We start from the raw sequence: 18,991 nt of genomic DNA on the forward strand, positions 1-18,991 counted from the left end.
CGCGGCTAGTATGCACACGTCCCGACCTCGGCGCGAAGGAATCCCCCGGCGCCGACCACCTGTGATCGGCACCCCCGGTCCCCGGGATCCTCCTCACAGAAACGGGGAACGCCCCGCCCCACGCCTCCGCCCTCGCCCGCGGGAAGGCAGTAGCGGTAGGTGCGCCTCCCCTCGCACGACCCCGTGTCGCTCCGAGCGTGCTCCGGCACCGCCGCGCGGTCCGGAAGTCGTGAGAACCCACAGGCGCGCACACGCGTCCCAGACAACACGGCCAGCACATCACGGGCGAGGGGAGCCATGAGCGAAAACGGACCTTACAACCAGCCACCGCAGAACCCCTACGGTGGCGGGGACAACAGCGGGGGCCAGCCCCCCTACGGTGCCCCGAACACGGGCGGCCAGCCCGGATACGGCGCCCCCACGGGTCCCGGCCAGGGCTTCCCCGGCCCGGAGCAGCAGATGTACGGGGGCGGCCAGCCCCCCTACGGCGGCGGACCCGGTTACCCCCAGCCCCAACCCCAGCAGCCCCAGGGCGGCGGCAAGGCCGGCCTGTGGGTCGTCATCGGCGGCGGCGCGATCATCGTCGTCCTCGTGATCGCGGTCGTGGTCATGCTGGTCACCAACGGCAGCGACGGGACGACCGTCGCCTCCCCGCCCGAGGGCACCCCCTCGGCGAGCGTCGAGGAGACGGCCGTCGACGACGAGCCGGCCCCGGAGCCGGACACCGACGCGGCCCCCACGGGCGAGCCCCCCTACTCCGTCCCCACCGAGCCCTGCGACGCCTTCACCGAGCAGGTCGTGGCCGACTTCCTGGTCACCGACGGCGGCAGCAAGTCCGTCCGCGACGAGAACTCGTACTGCGACACCCTGGACGCCACTCCGCCGGAGGGCAACGCCCCCGCCGGCTACGCCTCCTTCGAGATCGACTACCAGACCCCGTACTCCGCCGCCGACTCCGTCGAGGCCGCCTCGACCCAGTTCCAGGACACGATCGCCCAGATCACCGGCGAGAGCGAGTACAGCACCCTGTACGACGCCGAGAACGTGGAGGAGAGCAAGGAGGTGGAGCTCGGCGACGAGGCCCACCTCATCGTGACGAAGTACGACTTCGTCGGCGACCTCATCCCGCAGGCCGTGCTGCTGGTCCGGACCGCGAACATGAACATCCAGATCACGTACCAGCTGCACCCGTCCTTCACCGGTGACGACTCCCCCGAGGACCTGGTCCTCCCCGACAACATCGAGGAGATCATGGTCAACGCCGGCGCCGACGCGCTGGCCGTGGTCGGCACCTGACCGTCCCGCACAGACGGAGAGGGGCCGCGGCTTTCGCCGCGGCCCCTCCCCTTTTCCGCGCCTCAGTGCCCGGACGAAGGGCCCTGGGGGACTCCGCTAGCGGGCGCCGGGCAGGTCGGCGCGCACCCGGCGGGCCGCCTCCACCATGTTGCGCAGGGCCTGCTCCGCCTCGGCGTAGCCGCGCGTCTTCAGGCCGCAGTCGGGGTTGACCCACAGGTTGCCGGCGTCGATGTGCGCGGCGGCCAGCCGCAGCGAGCCCTCGATCTCCTCCACCGACGGCACACGCGGGGAGTGGATGTCGTACACGCCGGGACCGATCCCCCGCTTGTAGCCGCGGCGGCCCAGGTCCTCCACCAGCTCCATGCGGGAACGGGCGGCCTCGACGCTGGTCACGTCGGCGTCCAGCGCCTCGATCCCCCCGACGATCAGCCCGAACTCCGAGTAGCACATGTGCGTGTGGATCGTCGTGGACGGCGACACACCGGACGTGGCCAGACGGAAGGAGTTCACCGCCCAGTCCAGGTACGCGCCGCGCTGCTCCTCACGCAGCGGCAGCAGCTCGCGCAGGGCGGCCTCGTCCACCTGGATGTGGCGGATACCGGCGCGCTCCAGGTCGGCGACCTCGTCGCGCAGGGCCAGGCCCACCTGGCGGGCGGTCTCCCCGAGCGGCTGGTCGGTGCGCACGAACGACCAGGCGAGCATGGTCACGGGGCCGGTCAGCATGCCCTTGACCGGCTTGTCGGTGCGCGACTGGGCGTAGGTGATCCACTCGACGGTCATCGGCTCGGGGCGCGAGACGTCGCCGAACAGGATCGGCGGACGCACGCACCGCGAACCGTAGGACTGCACCCAGCCGTTCTCGGTGGTGGCGTAGCCCTCCAACTGCTCGGCGAAGTACTGGACCATGTCGTTGCGCTCGGGCTCGCCGTGCACGAGCACGTCGAGGCCGATCTCCTCCTGGAGCGCGATGACCCGGTCGATCTCCTCACGGAGGATCTGCTTGTAGGCGTCCTCCGCCAGTTCGCCCCGCCGGTGGGCGGCGCGGGCGCGGCGCAGCTCGCCGGTCTGCGGGAACGAACCGATGGTGGTCGTGGTCAGCGGGGTGTCCGCGGGGGTGCCGCGGTCCTGGGGACGCTCGTAGGCGTCGGGGCCCAGGGCGTCCAGCCGGGCGCGCACGCGCGCGTCGGTGAAGGCGGGGTTTCCGCCGGCGCCGCCGCCCGCGTACTCGGCCTCCGCCCCCTCGGAGAGGACGCGGCCGAGAAGGGCCGTCTCCTCAGCCTTCTGCTTGGCGAAGGCCAGGGCCTCGCGCAGCTCGGGGGCGAGGGAGGTCTCCGCGTCCAGGTCGATCGGCACGTGCAGGAGCGAGCAGGACGTGCTCACGGTGAGCTCGTCCGTGAGGGCGAGCAGGGTGCCGAGAGTGGCCACGGCGGCCGGGATGTCGGTGCGCCAGACGTTGCGGCCGTCCACCACGCCGGCGACCAGGCGGGTGCCGCCCAGCCCGGAGACCTTCACCAGGTCGTCGATGCCCTCGCCGCCGGTCACCAGGTCCAGGCCGACGGCCTCGACCGGGGAGTCCTTGAGCACGCGCAGGGCGGCGGCTCCGATGGAGCCGAAGTAGGTCGAGACCAGGAGCGAGGGGCGTTCGGTGAGGGCGCCCAGTCGCTGGTAGGAGCGCTCCAGGAGACCGACCGCGGCGCGGCCCTCGTCGGTGGCCAGGATCGGCTCGTCCAGCTGCACCTCGGTGGCGCCCGCGGCAGCGAGGTCCGCGAGGAGCTGCGCGTAGGCGTCCAGGAGCTGGTCGAGCAGCTCGACGGGGCTCCAGCCCTCAGGCGCGTCGTCGGCGGCCTTGGCCAGCAGGAGGAAGGTCAGCGGGCCGACCAGGACCGGACGCGTCCGGAAGCCGGCCTCGGAGGCCTCGCGGAACTCGGCGACGGGCTTGTCGCCGACCAGGCGGGGACGCGTGCTCGGCGACAGCTCGGGGACCAGGTAGTGGTAGTTGGTGTCGAACCACTTGGTCATCTCCAGCGGCGGAGCGCCCTGCTCGCCGCGGGCGAGCGCGAAGTAGCGGCGCAGCTCCTCGTCGCGGTCGCCCGCGGCTGCCGGGGAGGTGAACCGTGAGGGCACCAGGTCGAACAGGACAGCGGTGTCCAGGACGTGGTCGTAGTAGGAGAACGTGTTGGACGGGATGTCGTCGACGCCCGCCTCGCGCAGCTGGGCGTAGACGCCCCTGCGCAGGTCGGCGGCGACGCCGTCCAGTTCGTCCGCGGTCGTCCCGCCCTTCCAGTACGACTCGCTGGCGCGCTTGAGTTCGCGGTGGGGACCGATCCTCGGGTAACCGTGCACGGTGGAGCGCACGGAGGGCCGGGAGGCCCCGGGGGTGTCGGACATGAGCTTCTCTCCCTCGTCGAAAGCCGGGTACCGGCCACGAGGCGAGCGAGGACGCGGGCATGCCGGAGACCACGCCGCGGGCGTGTGCACCTGCCTCCCGCTCCTCGGCCCTCCCTCGGGGCACGGGACCACCGGCGGCACGGGTGCGACGCCGGGTGGAGGCAGGTCTTCGGACTCGAGGGCGCGGACGGTGCGGACACCGTCCTCCTACTGGCCGCCGCTTCCCGGTTTCCGACATTACCGATCGGATTTCCAGTGCTTATGGCGACGTTCGTTCCCTCATACCGCTGCGGGGCAGTCCCGGAGTCGCACCGGGTTCCCTCTTGCGACACACCCCTCCCCTTCCGGGCGCGGCCCGGACTCTGGGGTGGAACATGTACCTTCCACGCCTGCAAGTATAGGGAGCGCCCTCTCCGCCCCTGTACCCGGCGTGCATCCCCGTGCCCGGCCCGGAAACAGTGCGAACCCCTGTTGTGCGGTCGGCGTCACACCCGAAATGAAGCGTTACGCGGCGGAGCCCTCTCCCGCGCTCCCCGCGAACGTTCGTCTGTAGATGAACGTGGAGAACCCCTGGTGAACAAGCAGTCCCATCCGACCATGGCCCCCGATCGCCCCCTCTTCACGATCGCGGTCGCGCTGGCGGTCGTCGCGGGGCTGGTCTGGTCGGCCGTCGTCCCACCCGGTGTCATCACCCCCGAACACATGGGGGACGCCCGCCCCGCGGCGGACGGCGGACCCGACGAGCACCTGCCCGCGACCGGTGAACCCGACGGGCTGACCGTGGTGGACCCCGGTGACGTGGTGGACCTGACGGAGTCCTCCCTCGCCCGCGAGGGCGGGGTGGCGACGGAGGTCGCCTACCCGGTCCTCCCCAACGCCGAACCGCTGAGCGGCTTCCTGGACCGCGAACTCTCCGCGGAGGTGGACGCCTTCGAGGCGGCCAACCCCGGCGCGGTCTCCTTCGAGTCCGCGTGGAACCTGACGGCGGCCAACGACGACCTCGTCGGCGTCCGGGTGACCCGCGAGGAGACCGACTCCGAGGGGACCCGTGAGGCGTACACCACCTACTGGTACGACGCCCTGACCGGCACGGCCCACCCCTCCACCGCCCTGGTCGCGGGACAGGAGGAGCTGGAGGAGCTGAACGGCCTGGTGCGGGACGCCCTCCCGGACACCGCCGCCCCCGACGCCGTCCACCCCATCGGCTCGCTGTACGACTCCGTGGGGTTCAACCCCGACGGCGACCTCGTCGTGGAGTTCGACGCCGGGCAGGTCGCCCCCGTCGGCGAGGGCCGGACCCACGCGGTCATCGACGCCTCGGAGTCCGGCCCCCTCCTGTCCGACCTGGGCGAGCGCGCGTCGCACGCCGCGACCCGGGGAGTCCGCGACTTCGCCATCGCCGATCCGCCCGAGGCGGCCGGGGACAGCCGGGAGCAGACCCCGCCCGGGACGGTGCCGCCCGTGGACGAGGACATCGACTGCTCCGCCCCCGGCGCCAAGTGCGTGGCCCTGACCTACGACGACGGCCCGGGCGGGCGCACCCCCGAACTGCTGGACATGCTCGCCGAGTACGACGCCCGCGCCACGTTCTTCGTCACCGGCCACCCGGTGATGGAGGATCCGCGCACCGTGAGGCGCACCTACGCGGAGGGCCACGAACTGGCCAACCACACCCTCACCCACCCCGACCTGGCAGGGCTGGGCGCGGGCGGGATCCGCTCGAACCTCGGCACCGTCCAGGCCCTGGTGTACCGCGAGACCGGGTACACCATGGACCTCATGAGGCCCCCCTACGGGTCCACCGACGACGGGGTCACGGCGGTGACCGCGGACATGGGACTGGCCCAGATCCTGTGGAGCATCGACACCAACGACTGGAAGGACCGCAAGGCGTCCGTGGTCGCCGACCGGGCCGTGGACGGCGCCTCCCCCGGAGCGATCATCCTCATGCACGACATCCACGACACGACGGTCGACGCCTCCCGCACGATCATCCGCGAACTCGACGCGCACGGGTACACGATGGTCACCGTCTCCCAGCTCCTCGGCACGACGACGCCGGGCGAGACCTACGTCGACGGGGCCCCCGAGCCGCCCGCCGCGACGGACGGGGAGGACGACGGGGAACCCGGCGACGAAGCGGTCTGAGCCCGCGCCGGGCCTCCCGGGCGGCCCGGCGCCGCGGGGCGCAACGGTCGTCCCGGGACACTTCGGGCGGGTGCGCGTCGAGTGCGGACCATGACCCGCCCTGTGGCGGTGACCACATGTGGTCACCGCCACAGGTGTGCGGACGGCGTCCCCTATGTTGCTGCCATCAACCGCGTGAGCACCCGCCCAGGGATGAGGGAGACCGGTGTTGTCGTCGAGCCGAGTTCGTCCTGGCCAGGCCGAGTCCCGCCCGGGGCCGGTCCGGGCCCTCCGGCCGCGGGTCGGCGGGATCGCCGTCCGGTGCGGCCCGCGCCGGACGGGTGCGGCGGTGGCGGCGCTGCTCCTGCCGCTGGCCGCCTGCGGCACCGGCGGAGCAGCGGGGGCCGACGACCCGGAGCTCATGACCGTGCTGCTGGACGAGGCCGGCGAGGAGGCCTCCGAGTGGACCGGTGACGCCGGCGACTTCGGGGACCACCCCCACCGGCCGGACGGCGTCGAGGTCGACGTCGCCTACCCGACGTTCGAGGGCGCCGACGGGTTCGCCGCCGGACTGGCCGAACAGGTCGACCGGGAGGTGCGGGACTTCCGGGGAGCCAGCCGCGACCCCGTGCGCCTCGCGATCGACTGGGAGGTCGTGGCCGCCGGGAGCGGAGTCCTGGGTGTGCGCCTGGTGCGCACCGAGGAGGACCTGCACGGTCAGCGCCGGGGATACGGGACGTACTGGTACGACTCGGAGACCGGGCACACCGCGTACGCGACGGAGCTGCTGGTCGACCACGACGCCCTGGTGGCGCTCGACGGGATCGTGCGCGAGGAGCTGACCGGCGCGGAGGACGTGGACCTGGAGGGGCTGCACCCCGTGATGCGCACGTACGACTCGATGGGGTTCAACTCCGACGGCGACCTGCTGGTGGAGTTCGACGACGGTCACCTGTCCCCGATCGTGGTCGGCCACCCGCCCACGTCGGAGCCGGGCAGGATCGTCGCGGTGGTGCCGTCGGAGGCGGCGGCCCCGCTCCTGTCCGACCTGGGGGAGCGCGCCCGGCAGGCGTCGACGGCGGAGGAGCCCGTGCTGGCGGTGGACCCGCCCGCCGCCGCGGCGGAGTCCGTCCCGCCCGCCCCGGGGGTGGTCGCCGCGGGCGACCCGGACCTGGACTGCGAGGACCCGGAGGCCAGGTGCGTCGCCCTGACCTACGACGACGGCCCGGCCGAGGGCACCCCCGCGCTCCTGGACCTGCTGGCCGAGGAGGAGGTGCCGGCGACGTTCTTCCTCAACGGCGACCCGACGCTGACCCGCCCCGGCGTGCTGCGGCGCGCCTACGCCGAGGGACACGAGATCGCCAGCCACAACGACCTCCACGAGCACATGACGGAGTACTTCGACGAGGACGACCTCCCGGGTCAGATCGCGGCGGTCAGCGCGATGGTCCGGCGGCAGACGGGCCAGGACGTGGAGCTGTTCCGACCGCCCTTCGGTGACACGTCGGGGCCGGTCGTCGAGGAGATCGGCCGACAGGGGATGGCCCAGGTCCTGTGGAACCTGGACAGCCAGGACTGGACGGGCCTGTCCCCGGAGGAGATCGCCGACGGCGTCATGGCCGATGTCGGCGCCGGCTCGGTGGTGCTCATGCACGACACGCTCGCGCCGACCCTCGCCGCCACCCCGCAGATCATCGACCGGCTACGGGAGGAGGGCTACGAGTTCGCGACCGTCAGCCAGGTGGTCGGCGACCCCGAACCCGGCGAGTCCTACCCGCCCGACGGCGTCACCGTGCCCGAGTACTGGTAGGAGTGTCGGCGGAGGGGCGGCGGCCTGTGTCGGCCGTGCCCCTCCTGTGCCCCCGCCTCTGCCGTGCCCGGCATCCGCGGCCCGTCGGCGCCCCGCCCCCTGCAAGGCCCGAGGGGGCGTCCGGGCCCGCCGCACCGCGGGTCGGGCGCGGGCCCGGACACGCCGCGGGGCCGGGGCCCTCACGGATCCGGACGTGCGTCGCACCCCTGTGAGCCGGGGTGTCGCAACCCCCACCAGAACCCGGGAGGCCACCGGACCCGGACGGGACAGGACCGTGGCCGGACGGCGGTGGTCAGACGGCGGTGGACTCCGGGGCCCGCCCGGCGTCGGGGACGTCGGCGCCGACCGCCTCGCCGATGGAGCCGTACCCGGCCCGTCGGACCAGCTTGGCCAGGCCGCGGTGGATGCGCCTCGGCCAGAGGGGGCCGCCGTAGATCAGGCCCGTGTAGCCCTGCACGAGGGTCGCCCCCGCGCGGATGCGCGCCCACGCGTCCTCGGGGGTCTCGACACCGCCGACGGCGACCAGGGTGACGCGGTCGCCCACGCGGGCGCGGAGGCGGCGCAGCACCTCCAACGACCGCTCCTTGAGCGGGGCTCCGGACAGGCCGCCCGCACCGGCCGCCTCCACCTCGTCCGCGGAGGCGGCCAGCCCCTCGCGGGAGATGGTGGTGTTGGTGGCGATGATGCCGTCCAGCCCCTCGGCCAGGGCGAGGTCGGCGACCGCGTCGACATCCTCGTCGGCCAGGTCGGGGGCGATCTTCACCAGCAGCGGCAGGGTGGGGTGACCGGCCTCGGCGAGCGCCTCGCGGACGGCGGCGAGCAGGGGCCGCAGCTGCTCCACGCCCTGGAGGTTGCGCAGCCCCGGGGTGTTGGGGGAGCTGACGTTCACCACCAGGTAGTCGGCGTAGCGGGCCAGGCGCAGGGCGCTGAGCGCGTAGTCGGCGGGGGCGTCCGCCTCGGGCGTCACCTTGGTCTTGCCGATGTTGACGCCGAGCACGGGGCGGCGTCCGCCGCTCCGGTGGTGCAGGCGTTCGGCGACCAGGGCGGAGCCCTCGTTGTTGAAGCCCATCCTGTTGACGATCGCCCGGTCCTCGACCAGCCGGAACAGGCGGGGAGCGGGGTTGCCCGGCTGCGGCTGGGCGGTGACCGTGCCGATCTCGACGAACCCGAAACCGAGCGCGGCCAGCCCGGAGGGGCTCTCCGCGTTCTTGTCGAAACCCGCGGCCATGCCCAGCGGGCCGGGGAACTCCAGCCCCAGGGCGTGCACGGTCAGCTCCGGCTCACGCGGCCCGAGCACCCTTCCCATGGCCGAGGCCACGCCGGGGATCGCGGTCACGCCGCGCAGCGCGGCGAAGCTGACCCGGTGTACCTTCTCCGCGTCCATGTGGCGCAGGACCGAGCGGAAGACAATCTGGTAGAACACGGTCATCCGTTTCCGTCGCCCTCGCGCTCGGCGAGGTAGCGTTCGAGTTCCGCGCCGAGCTCGTCGGCGGTGGGCAGTCCGGCCTCGTCGTCGGCCAGCGGGAGTGTGGGGCGTTCCTCGGGGTCGGTCCGTGAGGACATGATGTCGTCGTACTGCCGCTCCAGGTTGGCCACGACACGCTGGACCTCGTCGGAGGCCGCGACCTGCTCGGCGATGTCGACGTCGGTCGCCCCGGCGACCTCCTCCAGCCCGCTGGTGGGCAGCGCGAGCCCGGTCGCCCCGGCCACGTACCCTGCGGCGGCGATGGCGGCCCGCGGGTACTGGGACTGGGCGAGGTAGCTGGGCACGTGGACGGCGTAGCCGACGAAGTCGTGGCCGCCCTCCCCCAGCCGGTACTCCAGCAGCGACGTGGCGCTGGCCGGCACCTCGATCCGGCCGATCCACGGGGTGTGGCCCTCCACCAGCTCGGGGCGGGTGGCATGCGGGGTGACCGTGACCGGGCGGGTGTGCGGCACCGCCATGGGCACGCCGTGCGTGCTGATGGACAGCGACACGGAGAACCGCTCGACCAGCTGCACGACGGCGGCGGCGAAGGCCTCCCACTCGCGGTCCGGCTCCAGGCCGTGCAGGACCAGGAACGGCGCGTTCTCCTCGTCGTGCATCCGGTACAGGGCCAGCTTGGGCGGCTCGTAGTCGGTCCAGGTGTTCTCGACGAAGGTCATCGACGGCCGCCGGGACCGGTAGTCCACGAGCCTGTCGGTGTCGAACGTCGCGACCTCCTCGGCGTCGAAGCGGTCGAACAGGGCCGTGGCCATCTGGCGCCCGGCGTGTCCGGCGTCCACGAAGCCGTCCAGACAGACCAGCATCGCCAGCCCGGCGATGTCGTCGAAGCCGGGATGGAGCTCGTACAGGTCTGCGGGGTCACGCACCGGGTTCTCTTCTCCAGGAATGGTCGGATTCGCAGGGCTGCGTCCTCACGGCGGTCCGACCGCCGGGGCGCGACCGGGGAGGGCCCGGCATCGCACCTCCTGGGAGGCTGTGCCCTGCTTTCCCACAATACCGACCGGATCCCCCCTCAGGCCTGCCGTGGGACGCCCGTCACACCCCGCCCACCGGACCGGCACAGGGCGGTGCCCGGACCGCCTCGGGGGGACGCGCCACCCCCACCCTGCCATCCCGCACGCGGTGCCCGTGTGGTCCGGCGCCGTGGACCGGAGGTCCGACCACGGCCGAACCGGCGCGGACGGCCCCGCCCCCGCCCTCAGCGGCGCCGGTCGACCGACGTCCTCATCCGCCCCGGCGCTGGTCGGCGACCCGGAGGGTGCGCAACCTGTTGAGGACGGCGGCGACCTCGAACCGGCGCGGCAGGACGTAGTCTCCTCCGAAGTCGTCACCGAGGAGGGTGACGCCCTTCACGGCCAGCGCCTCCTCCAGGGAGTCGAGCGCCTCGGTCAGGGTGCGCGTTCCGTCCAGGTGGCGGCCGGCCACGAGTCGGCGCAGGGCGAGCCCCGCGCCGACGATCTGTCCGGGGTCGACGAACTGCTCCACTGACCGCACGTCGACGTCGCTCTCCCCGAACACCAGCACGTCCATGTCGCGGCGCTTGATCCTGCCCCTGCCCCGCGCGGTGGTGTCGTCCACCGAGTCGGGGTCGACCACCCGGGCACGCGGCGCCTCGAAGTCGGCGTCGGTGCGTCCGCGGGCCAGCTCGGACGCCCGTTCGGTGACGTCGTGCGGGTGGTAGGCGTCCAGCATGATCACCTGGTCGGCGACGTCGAAGTAGTCGCCGCTGCCGCCCATGACCAGGACCGTGGACACCCCGTGCTCCCTGCGCAGTGGCCGGACGAGGTCGATGAACGGCACGAGCGGCTCGCGGTCGCCGTGGACGAGTGCCTGCATGCGCTCGTCACGGATCATCAGGTTGGTGGCGGTGGAGTCCTCGTCCACCAGCAGCGTGCGCGACCCGGCCTCCACGGCCTCGCAGATGTTGGCGGCCTGGGAGGTGGAGCCCGAGGCGTTCTCCGTGCGGAAGTCGCTCGTGTCCGCGCCGGTGGGGAGGTTGCGCACGAACGGGCTCACGTCGACGCGTTCGACCCGGCGCCCCTCCTCCGCCCGGATCTTGACGGCGTCGTCCCGGGTCACCACCAGCTCACGGCCGTCGCCGGGCACGTGGTCGTAGACCCCGCGCTCCAACGCGTGCAGCAGGGTGGACTTGCCGTGGAAGCCGCCGCCCACGATGAGCGTGATGCCCTCCGGCACGCCCATCCCGCTCACGGCCCCCCGGTGCGGCAGGTCGACGCCGACCCGCAGGCTCTCCGGGGAATCGAAGGGCACCGCGCCGTCCGCCATGGGCCGGTCGCTGACGCCGCTGAGGCGCGGGAGGACCGCGCCGTCCGCGACGAAGGCGACCAGTCCCCGGTCCGCCAGCTGGTCGCGCAGCGCGACCGTGTCGGCGACGCTGTCGGCGAAGGCCTCCGCCTCGGCTGCGTCGACCTCCTCCCAGGCGAGGTCGTCGACCAGCGCGGGCAGGGTCCGGCACAGCTCGCGTTCGGCGGTGCGGCCGTCGATGCGGCGGCCGTGGCCCGGCAGGTCGATCCCGATGCGCAGCTCGACACCGCCGTCGGTGAGGCGGCAGGAGGAGCGTTCGATGACCTCCTGCCCTCCGGTGTCGATCTTGAGCAGTGATCCTTGGAGCAGTCCGCGGGCCCGGCGCCCCAGGTAGTCGGCGGTGGCCCGGCGGCGCACCGGGTCTGCCCACGCGCTCTCGGGGATGCCGGCGTCCGGCACGAGCACCCGCACGCGCGAGGGGGGCGCGAACGGGTCGGACTGGACGCGCTGCACGGTCAGGGTGAAGTCGCCGAAGTCCCAGTCCCCCCGCAGGGACTTGTACCGCCCGTAGGAAGCGCCGTCCATGCCGAGGAGCTCCGAGGAGAGCCTGGCGTCGTCGCGCACCCCCCGGATGGGCTCGGGCTCGGGTGCGCGCCCGCCCCCGCGGCCACCGCCTCCGCCGCCGTACCTGCGCCCCTGGCCGCCGCCCCCGTACCGTCCCGTCATCAGTGTCCTCCCTGGTCCCGAATGTTCCTCCGGGCCAGGTTAGGTGTTTCGTCCATGCGCCGCAGAACACCTGTGGACAACCGCGTCCGCCCTGGGCACGGGCCCTGGCGCGGAACCGCCTGAGAGGGTTCGCCCGGCCGGGAACAGGAGAAGATCGGCCCCGGGGGGCGCCGGGGCCGATCTCTCGGGGGTTCGCCACAGGTCGTCCCGGTACCAAGGGGGTGTCCCGGGTCGGAGTGTGGCGGGCACCTCCCCGGGAGGGGTGGGGAGGTGCCTCGCGTTCAGTTGTACCGGAAGTCCGGGTGCCGCGCGGGGGAAACAGTGATTCCGTCGGCCCCGAGTTCCCCTTCGACGGCGCGGCCCACGCGGGCCGCATCCGCCGTTCGCGCCCCCGGCCGCCCCCGACCGCTCCCGTGCGGGAGCGCACAGGTCAGGTGCTGCGCTCCAGCGCGGCGCGCAGGGCGCGGTCGTGCTCGTCGACTGGCTCCTGCTCCAGGTCACCGACGAACACCGCGACGAGCTGGCCGCCCTCTCCGGTGACCTCGGCGATGAGGGCCCTCCAGTGGTGCAGGGTCGGGTGGTCGACGTCCTTGCAGGCCTCGGCCGGGGCCAGCTCGGCCTCCGCCGTCTCCAGCTGCTCGACGGACAGGGGGTAGGAGGCGCTGCCGGAGGAGTGGCCGGTCACCCTGGCCAGGATCACCGCCGGCAGGTAGTTGCCGTCCCGGTTGGTCATCGTGAACCCGGTCCGGCCGTCGCGGATGACGCCGACGGCGTAGGCTGCCGGCCGCCGCCAGCGCGGGTCGGCGGCCTCCAGCCGCTCCCGGACCGCGATGATCTCCTCGACGGTGGCCCACTTCTCCATGGGTCGCTCCTCCCGACATCCTGTTCCCGGAGCTCGGCGAGCCCTGACACCGACCCTAGGGCGCGGGTCCTAGAGATGCAGGGTTCCGGTGGCGACCGACACCGCCCCGCCGCCGATCAGCACCCGGTCGCCCCGGTCCTTCAGCAGCAGGTCGCCGCCGCGCGCGGACGCCTGGTGGGCGGACAGCTCAGCCCTGCCCAGCCGGTCGGCCCAGAACGGGGTGAGAACCGTGTGGGCCCTGCCCGTCACCGGGTCCTCGGGCACCCCGACGGCGGGAGCGAAGACCCGGGACACGAAGTCGGGCCCCTCCTCGGCCCCGGCGGTGACGATGACGAGGTGGAAGGGCAGGGCGGCGACGGCCGCCAGGTCGGGGGCCAGCCCCCGGACGGCGGCCTCGTCGGCGAGTTCGACGAGGAGGTCGTCCGCACCGCCCAGGCCCACCCACAGGGGTTCCGCGCCCAGCGCCTCGGCCAGCCCCGCCGGCGCCTCGACCGGCATCGGCGGCTTGGACGGGAAGTCCATCCAGATCAGGCCCTCGTCCCGGGTGACGGTGAGGATGCCGCTGCGGGTGGTGAAGCGGAAGGGCCCGGGCTCGCCGAGTTCGGTGAGGGCGTGCGCGGTGGCCAGGGTGGCGTGTCCGCACAGGTCGATCTCCACGGTCGGGGTGAACCACCGCAGTTCGTAGTCGGCCCCGGGGTCGTCGACGGGTCGCACGAAGGCCGTCTCGGACAGGTTGAACTCGGCCGCGACCCCCTGCGCCCAGGCGTCGGGGTAGGCGTCGTCCAGGACCAGGACGGCGGCGGGGTTGCCGGCCAGGGGCCGGTCGGTGAAGGCGTCGACGACGCGGTACTCGGGCATGGTCCCAGGCTAGGCCGCGTTCCGCGGATCATTCCGGGCTCGCGTCGATCGGCGCAAGCGCCGAGTCAACCGAAAGCATCCACGGAACACGCCCCAGGGCCCGGAGGGGGCTGCCCAAGGTCCAGTCACGGGGCGAACGGCCACCGGTCGGACGGTCCGGGGCGGGGACCGGGGCCGCCCGGGACGAGGCCCCGGGCGCCGGGCGTCACAGGGGCGGCTCGTCGAGGATGAACATGGTCTGCGTGCTCTTGACCTCGGGGATGCGCTGGAGGCGTTCGAGGACGAAGGTGCGCAGCGCGGCGGCGTCGGTGACGCGGACGAGGAGGAGCAGGTCGACGTCGCCGGAGACGAGCGCCGCGTGGTCGACCTCCGGGATGTCGCGCAGGTAGCCCCGGAACCTCTCCCAGGAGTGCTGTTCGATGCGCACGGACACGTACGCGGACAGGGCCGTGCCGTACTTCTCGGGATCGATGACGGCGGTGAACCCGCGGATGACGCCCTCGTCCCGGAGCCGTTCGAGACGGGAGTAGGCGTTGGCCCGCGAGATGTGGGCCTGCTCGGCGACCGCGCGGATGGACATGCGTCCGTCGTCGCGCAGGAGGGCGATGATGCGTCGGTCGGTGTCGTCCAGGCGCACGGCCATGTGTCTCACCTCATAGTGCTCACACGAAGGACGCGCGAGACCATCCGTACCGCTCTGGCGGCCTACCGGGCATTTCGTCCAGCATCAGCCTGGGGACATCGACAATATGGGGTGATTCACCGCATATTCAAGACATGAAGCACACCGATGAGCGATCCCGTCCGGCTCCCCCGCCCTCGGCGGTGGAACCCGTGCGTCTCGTGGACCGGTTCGGCCGTCGTGTGGAACACCCGTTGTTCACCGCTCCCGACAGCACCCGGCTCGCCGGACTGCACCGCGCCATGGTCATCGGCCGCCGCTTCAACCAGCAGGCCAGCGCGCTCGCCCGCCAGGGCCGCCTCGCCGTGTACCCGTCCTCGACGGGCCAGGAGGCCTCCCAGGTCGGCGGCGTGCTGGCCCTGTCCGAACGGGACTGGCTCTTCCCCAGCTACCGCGACAGCGTCGCCCTGGTCGCCCACGGGGTCGACCCGGCGGAGACCCTGACCCTCTTCCGCGGCGGCTGGCACGCCGGGTACGACCCCCACCGCTACCGGTGCGCGCCGCAGTGCACCCCCCTTGCCACGAACGCCTCCCACGCGGTCGGCCTCACCTACGCCGCGCGGAGCAGGGGCCGGGACGTGGCCGCCCTCGCCCTGATGGGCGACGGGGCCACCAGCGAGGGCGACGCCCACGAGGCCTACGACTTCGCCGCCGTGTGGAACGCCCCCGTGGTCTTCCTCGTGCGGAACGACCACTGGGCGGTCAGTGCGCCCCTGCACCAGGGGACCGCCACCCAGGCGCACAGGGACCTCGGCCACGGCATGAAGGGGTACCGCGTCGACGGCGGCGACGCCGCCGCCGTGTACGCGGTCGTCTCCCGGGCCCTGGCGGAGGCCAGGGCCGGGGGCGGCCCGTCCGTCGTCGAGGCCGTGGCGTACCGGGAGGGCCCCGGCGCCGACGCCCCGCGACGCCACCCGGACGGGACGGAGGCCGAGCGCTGGCGCGAGCGCGACCCGATCACCCGGCTGGAGGCCCTGCTGCGGGAGGAGTGCCTGTTGGGAGACCCCTGGGAGACCGAGCGCGCCCTGGCCGGCTTCGCCGCCGAGGCCGAGGGGACCGCCTCCGTCGTGCGCATGGCGTTGGAGGACGGCCTCGGTGCGGACGCGCTGTTCAGGGACGCCTACTCCACGATCCCGCCGCTGCTGGAACGCCGGCGCCGTGAGTTGGCAGACGAGCTCCGGGAGGTCTGAGGGGCGCTCCCTGCCCCGGAGCCGCCCCCGGGACGGCACCGTCACACGAACCTCCGTGCCGAGCACGCGGGAGGGGTCCGATCACGTCGGCGACAACGGCGTCGCCGCCGAGACGTGGTCCGGGACCGTCCCGATGGGCCGCGGCACCGGATCGGGCGCGCGGACTCCGCGCCGGCGCGCCCGCAGGACGGGCGGGCCGCTGTGGTCGACGGCGACCGGCGGTCCGCCCGCACCTCCCGCCCGACGGGAACCGGCCCCGGGCGGCGCCACCGCCCCGGTGGAGCACGCGGGGCTGCCGCAGGGCAGCCCTGTGACGCCGCCTCCGGCGGGGCGGGCGGCGCCACCGCCCGGGGTCCGGACACGACGAAGGGCCGCGGCCTGTCGGCCGCGGCCCTTCGGGAACCGCGTCTGCGGGGCGTCCTCCGGGGATCCCGGAGGACGCCCGACGCGTTACTTGTTGCCGCGCAGCCTGTCGAACAGGGCGCTGATGCTGGAGCCCAGGCTGTGGCGCCCGTCGCTCCCGGCCAGCAGACCCTTGCCCTCGCCGTCGGCGGAACCGGCGTGCTGGCCGGCCGGACGACGGGTCCAGGCGAAGAACAGCGCGATCAGGATCGCCGGGATGATGGCCAGGGTCAGCAGACCCGTGCCGCTCATGACGCCGTCCGCACCGGTGAGCTCGGCTCCGGAGAGGTCGTTCGTGGCGGTCTCGGCGGTCACGCCGCCGTCGCCACCGTCGTCCTGACCCTCGGCGGCAGCGGCCTGGTCGGCCTGCTCCTGCTCCTTGGCCTGCTCCTTCGCCTGCTGCTCATCCTTCGCAGCCTGCTCGGCGCCGTCGTCGGAGGTCTCCTTCGCGGACTCCTCCTCGGGCTTCTCCTCGGTCTTCTCCTCGGGGAGGGGCGAGACCGCGTCCTCACACTTGTTGCCGGGCTCGTTGAAGGGGTGCGGTGCACCCTCGGTCCCGTTGCCGTCGCCCCACTCGGTGATGTAGTACTCGACCTCGGCGTGGCCGTTGCCGCCACCGACGGTCAGGCTCTCCTCGTCGAAGCTCGTACCCATCATGTCGGCGAAGGTCTTGCCGTCGATGTCGAGCAGCACGTCGCAGTCGGCCGAGGGGTCGCCCGGACCGCGGTCACCGATGAAGAACTCGTGCTCTTCGCCTTCGTAGACGATGTATCCCTCGGTGCCGAGCGGCCAGCTGGGGCTGGAGAACAGCCCCTTCTGCATGGGCTCTCCGCCCGCAGGGGCACCCGTGTCCCCGTTGATGCCGGAACCGTCGTCCCAGAAGTAGGTCGCGGTGACTTCGCCGTGCTGAATGGGAGTTTCGTTGCTCATAAATTAAGGGCCAGGTTGACGACAGGGCCGAGAAGACCGTGGACATGAGGCTCCAGAACACGCAGGCACGCTAGGTGCGCCCCCACGAGGGCTTCATGTCATGGATCTCCCGCGTCGCTGGCGGCGAGTGGCGGGCGGGAACGGGAGGAACCGATGGAATTCGGTGATCCGCCGGCTCGGGCGAATGGATTCGCACGGCCCTGTTCCCGATGAGGGTCTCGACTCCCTTGCGGCACGCGGCCGGTCAAGGGCTCGGCATCGGCTCGTTAAAGACGCATAACGAAGCGATCACGAGGACACTAACCCACGTTTAAGCAAAGTGTGCAAGCCTTTCAGGTAAAATGACACTGCGTGTTTGCCCGCACACCGCGAGCGGCACCCAGCAAAAGGACCCCTGAAACGCGAAAAGCCCCTGTGGGAAGGGGTTTTCGAGTGCATCGGAGTGCGGCGAACGGCCTCATTCGTGGCCCGCGTCATATCCTCGCGAGAGTTGACATGGGGCGGGATCGGTGGGACAGGGGGCCTTCTGCGGGCCGAGAGGTCACGGCCCACGCGACGCGGTTCGAAGGGGATCGGGGGGCGCGGTCAAGGCCGCGCAATGCCGGTCCTGCGAAAAGGTCAGCTGCGGGAGCGGCTCACCCGCCGGGGGCAAAGAGAACTCCGGACGGTTGCCCGTCCGGAGTGCCAAGAAGAGGTCACGTGACCTTGCCGCGCAGGGCGAAGCGCTCCTGGCGCCACTCCCCCGACTCGACGACCTCGACCAGGGCGGCGGCCGCGTCCCACACGTCCGTGTAGCGCAGGTACAGCGGCGTGAACCCGAACCGCATGACGTCGGGGGCCCGGAAGTCACCGATCACACCGCGCGCGATGAGCGCCTGCACGACGGGGTACCCGGCGCCCTCCTCCGGCTGCACGAGGGCCACCTGGCTGCCGCGCCGGGAGTGCTCGGACGGGGTGATCGAGGAGAGGCCCGCCTTCGCGGCGCGGGCGAGGAACAGGTCGGTCATCGCCAGGCTCTTGGCGCGCACCTGGGCCAGGTCCGCCTTGGCCCACACGTCCAGGGACGCCTCCAGCGCCGCGTCCGCCACGAGGGGCTGCGAGCCGCTCAGGAAGCGCGAGACCCCGGACGCCGGCTCGTACTCGCCCGAGAAGTCGAACGGTCGGGCGTGGCCGTGCCATCCGCTGATGGGCTGGTCGGCCGCCGCGTGGTGGCGCCGCGCGGCGTACAGGAACGCGGGGGCGCCCGGCCCCGCGTTGAGGTACTTGTACGTGCACCCGACCGCGAAGTCCGCCCCGCCGCCGGACAGGTCCACCGGGACGGCTCCGACGCTGTGGCACAGGTCCCAGACCACCAGGGCCCCGTGCTCGTGGGCCAGCCGGGTGATGCCGGGCATGTCCCGCAGGGTTCCGCTGCGGTAGTCCACGTGGCTGAGCAGCAGGACCGCGACGTCGCCCGCGGCCAGGGCCTCCTCCAGCCCGGGGCCGTCGGGGTCCACCCGGCGCTGGACGGCTCCGGCCAGCGCGACGGCGCCCTCGGCCACGTACAGGTCGGTGGGGAAGTTGCCCGTTTCGCCCAGCACGACGGAGCGGTCGGACATCCGCAGCGCGGCGATCAGCGCCTTGAACAGGTTGGCGGAGGTGCCGTCGCCGACGACGACCTCGTCGGGTGCGGCGCCGACCAGCGGAGCGATCTTGGCGCCCAGGGTGCGCGGCTTGTCCCACCAGCCCGCGTCGTTCCAGCTGCGGATGAGGTCCTGGCCCCACTCGCGCTCGATCATGTCGGCGACCCGGCCCGGGGTGGAGCGCGGCAGCGCGCCCAGGGAGTTGCCGTCCAGGTAGATCACGCCCTCGGGGAGGACGAACTCCTCACGGAACGCGGCGAGGGGGTCGGCGGCGTCGAGCGCGACGCAGTCCTCACGGGTGGTGGGCGTCATCGATTCCTGCTTCCTGGTCGTACTGTCTGGTGCGG

At 72.9% G+C, this 18,991-nt stretch carries 13 protein-coding genes and 1 riboswitch; of the genes, 4 read left to right on the forward strand and 9 right to left on the reverse strand.

Annotated features, from left to right (window positions below; all coding sequences use genetic code 11):
- The first annotated feature begins 297 nt into the window (after positions 1-297).
- A complete protein-coding gene (locus Q8791_RS25490; RefSeq protein ID WP_330094339.1) occupies positions 298-1,296 on the forward strand; it encodes a DUF3558 domain-containing protein in 999 nt (332 codons plus the stop codon).
- 96 nt (positions 1,297-1,392) lie between these two features.
- Here the strand turns inward: Q8791_RS25490 and metE are convergent, their stop codons facing one another.
- Positions 1,393-3,684 (reverse strand): 5-methyltetrahydropteroyltriglutamate--homocysteine S-methyltransferase, encoded by a 2,292-nt coding sequence (gene metE / locus Q8791_RS25495; RefSeq protein WP_330094340.1) that lies wholly within the window; start codon positions 3,682-3,684, stop codon positions 1,393-1,395.
- 143 nt (positions 3,685-3,827) lie between these two features.
- A riboswitch (cobalamin riboswitch) is annotated at positions 3,828-4,058 on the reverse strand.
- A 223-nt stretch (positions 4,059-4,281) separates the two neighbouring features.
- Here metE and Q8791_RS25500 point away from each other — a divergent pair.
- Together Q8791_RS25500 and Q8791_RS25505 are read left to right on the forward strand one after the other, a co-directional pair.
- Entirely contained in the window at positions 4,282-5,832 is a 1,551-nt protein-coding gene (locus Q8791_RS25500) for a polysaccharide deacetylase family protein (protein WP_330094375.1), read from the forward strand.
- Positions 5,833-6,040: 208 nt separating this feature from the next.
- Positions 6,041-7,621: a polysaccharide deacetylase family protein gene (locus Q8791_RS25505; protein ID WP_407942055.1), complete on the forward strand. Its 1,581-nt coding sequence runs from the start codon at positions 6,041-6,043 to the stop codon at positions 7,619-7,621.
- Between the two features lie 292 nt (positions 7,622-7,913).
- Here Q8791_RS25505 and Q8791_RS25510 read toward each other — a convergent pair whose 3' ends face one another.
- The 6 genes from Q8791_RS25510 to Q8791_RS25535 form a co-directional block, all read right to left on the reverse strand.
- A complete protein-coding gene (locus Q8791_RS25510) occupies positions 7,914-9,050 on the reverse strand; it encodes a quinone-dependent dihydroorotate dehydrogenase (RefSeq protein WP_330094341.1) in 1,137 nt (378 codons plus the stop codon).
- Entirely contained in the window at positions 9,047-9,973 is a 927-nt protein-coding gene (locus tag Q8791_RS25515) for a proteasome assembly chaperone family protein (protein WP_330094342.1), read from the reverse strand. Before Q8791_RS25515 ends, Q8791_RS25510 begins: the two co-directional genes overlap by 4 nt.
- 358 nt (positions 9,974-10,331) lie before the next feature.
- Positions 10,332-12,098: an ABC-ATPase domain-containing protein gene (locus Q8791_RS25520; protein WP_330094343.1), complete on the reverse strand. Its 1,767-nt coding sequence runs from the start codon at positions 12,096-12,098 to the stop codon at positions 10,332-10,334.
- A gap of 430 nt (positions 12,099-12,528) precedes the next feature.
- Positions 12,529-12,960, reverse strand: coding sequence for a hypothetical protein (locus Q8791_RS25525; protein ID WP_330094344.1), 432 nt, complete (start codon positions 12,958-12,960; stop codon positions 12,529-12,531).
- 69 nt (positions 12,961-13,029) lie between these two features.
- Complete coding sequence (locus Q8791_RS25530) at positions 13,030-13,818, reverse strand: PhzF family phenazine biosynthesis protein (protein WP_330094345.1); 789 nt, start codon at positions 13,816-13,818, stop codon at positions 13,030-13,032.
- Between the two features lie 205 nt (positions 13,819-14,023).
- Positions 14,024-14,461, reverse strand: a complete 438-nt coding sequence (locus Q8791_RS25535; RefSeq protein ID WP_330094346.1) for an Lrp/AsnC family transcriptional regulator — start codon at positions 14,459-14,461, stop codon at positions 14,024-14,026.
- Between the two features lie 134 nt (positions 14,462-14,595).
- Here Q8791_RS25535 and Q8791_RS25540 point away from each other — a divergent pair, with 134 nt between their 5' ends.
- Positions 14,596-15,690, forward strand: a complete 1,095-nt coding sequence (locus Q8791_RS25540; protein ID WP_330094347.1) for a thiamine pyrophosphate-dependent enzyme — start codon at positions 14,596-14,598, stop codon at positions 15,688-15,690.
- Positions 15,691-16,140: 450 nt separating this feature from the next.
- Here Q8791_RS25540 and Q8791_RS25545 read toward each other — a convergent pair whose 3' ends face one another.
- Positions 16,141-17,022, reverse strand: coding sequence for a hypothetical protein (locus Q8791_RS25545; RefSeq protein ID WP_330094348.1), 882 nt, complete (start codon positions 17,020-17,022; stop codon positions 16,141-16,143).
- A gap of 695 nt (positions 17,023-17,717) precedes the next feature.
- Entirely contained in the window at positions 17,718-18,956 is a 1,239-nt protein-coding gene (gene kynU / locus Q8791_RS25550; protein ID WP_330094349.1) for a kynureninase, read from the reverse strand.
- Positions 18,957-18,991 lie beyond the last annotated feature (35 nt).

The organism is Nocardiopsis codii (assembly GCF_036327455.1).
In the GTDB taxonomy this organism is placed as follows: Bacteria; Actinomycetota; Actinomycetes; order Streptosporangiales; family Streptosporangiaceae; genus Nocardiopsis; species Nocardiopsis codii.

Excerpts from the sequence above, each read along its gene's own strand:
- Q8791_RS25490 (WP_330094339.1), top strand. The coding sequence starts at position 298 with ATGAGCGAAAACGGACCTTACAACCAGCCACCGCAGAACCCCTACGGT.
- metE (WP_330094340.1), bottom strand. The coding sequence starts at position 3,684 with ATGTCCGACACCCCCGGGGCCTCCCGGCCCTCCGTGCGCTCCACCGTG.
- Q8791_RS25500 (WP_330094375.1), top strand. The coding sequence starts at position 4,282 with ATGGCCCCCGATCGCCCCCTCTTCACGATCGCGGTCGCGCTGGCGGTC.
- Q8791_RS25510 (WP_330094341.1), bottom strand. The coding sequence starts at position 9,050 with ATGACCGTGTTCTACCAGATTGTCTTCCGCTCGGTCCTGCGCCACATG.
- Q8791_RS25520 (WP_330094343.1), bottom strand. The coding sequence starts at position 12,098 with ATGACGGGACGGTACGGGGGCGGCGGCCAGGGGCGCAGGTACGGCGGC.
- Q8791_RS25525 (WP_330094344.1), bottom strand. The coding sequence starts at position 12,960 with ATGGAGAAGTGGGCCACCGTCGAGGAGATCATCGCGGTCCGGGAGCGG.
- Q8791_RS25530 (WP_330094345.1), bottom strand. The coding sequence starts at position 13,818 with ATGCCCGAGTACCGCGTCGTCGACGCCTTCACCGACCGGCCCCTGGCC.
- Q8791_RS25535 (WP_330094346.1), bottom strand. The coding sequence starts at position 14,461 with ATGGCCGTGCGCCTGGACGACACCGACCGACGCATCATCGCCCTCCTG.
- Q8791_RS25540 (WP_330094347.1), top strand. The coding sequence starts at position 14,596 with ATGAAGCACACCGATGAGCGATCCCGTCCGGCTCCCCCGCCCTCGGCG.
- Q8791_RS25545 (WP_330094348.1), bottom strand. The coding sequence starts at position 17,022 with ATGAGCAACGAAACTCCCATTCAGCACGGCGAAGTCACCGCGACCTAC.
- kynU (WP_330094349.1), bottom strand. The coding sequence starts at position 18,956 with ATGACGCCCACCACCCGTGAGGACTGCGTCGCGCTCGACGCCGCCGAC.